Annotated in this window: 1 protein-coding gene; it reads right to left on the bottom strand. The window is 52.3% G+C overall.

Annotated features, from left to right (window positions below; translation table 11 throughout):
• The coding region (tuf, locus tag BMY62_RS15860) for an elongation factor Tu (protein ID WP_090662258.1) at positions 1-1,172 on the bottom strand (1,172 nt) is incomplete at its 3' end.
• Between the last annotated feature and the right edge of the window lie 7 nt (positions 1,173-1,179).

Below are 1,179 nucleotides of genomic sequence, written 5' to 3'. Positions count from 1 at the left end.
ACCACGCCGGCACCGACCGTTCTACCGCCTTCCCGGATCGCAAAACGCAAACCCTCGTCCATCGCAATCGGCGCTATCAGATTCACCGTCACCGATATATTATCTCCAGGCATCACCATCTCCGTCCCTGCCGGCAATTCAATCGAACCGGTCACGTCAGTCGTCCTGAAATAAAACTGCGGACGATATCCAGGAAAAAACGGCGTATGTCTTCCGCCTTCCTCTTTACTCAGCACATAAATCTCCGCCGTGAATTTCGTATGCGGTGATATACTCCCAGGTTTTGCCAGCACCTGACCGCGCTCAACCTCTTCCCGCTTGGTTCCTCGCAACAGAACCCCTACGTTATCACCCGCCTGGCCCTGGTCCAGCAGCTTGCGGAACATCTCCACTCCCGTGCACACCGTCTTTAGCGTTGGCTTCAATCCCACTATCTCAATCTCTTCACCAACCTTGATAATACCTCTCTCAACACGGCCCGTTACAACCGTTCCACGTCCCGATATCGAAAATACGTCTTCCACTGGCATAATAAATGCACCATCAATCGCGCGCTCAGGTTCAGGTATGTAACTGTCCAGTGCTTCCGCCAGCTTCAGAATCGACGGCTCGCCAATTTCGCTCTGATCTCCCTCCAACGCCTTCAGCGCTGACCCTATTATGATCGGCGTATCATCTCCCGGAAAATCATATTTGGACAGCAGCTCGCGTATCTCCATCTCCACCAGCTCCAGCAGCTCAGCATCATCAACCATGTCCGCTTTGTTCATGTACACAATGATGTAGGGTACCCCAACCTGCCGAGCAAGCAATATATGCTCCCTCGTCTGCGGCATAGGACCATCGGCAGCAGATACAACCAGTATCGCACCGTCCATCTGCGCCGCGCCCGTAATCATATTCTTAACATAGTCAGCATGCCCCGGACAGTCAACGTGCGCATAGTGGCGATTTGTTGTCTCATACTCAACATGCGCCGTGTTAATGGTTATACCCCGCGCCCGTTCTTCAGGTGCAGAATCAATCTGATCATAACTCTTTGACTCTCCGCCAAACTTCGTTGTCAGAATCGTCGTAATCGCCGCCGTCAGCGTCGTCTTACCATGATCCACATGTCCTATCGTGCCCACATTTACATGTGGTTTCGAACGCTCAAACTTGCTCTTTGCCATGACCTGT

Origin of the sequence: Nitrosomonas marina, assembly GCF_900111605.1 — a bacterium.
GTDB classification, from domain to species: Bacteria; Pseudomonadota; Gammaproteobacteria; order Burkholderiales; family Nitrosomonadaceae; genus Nitrosomonas; species Nitrosomonas marina_A.
This window is presented reverse-complemented; position numbering and strand designations above follow the sequence as displayed.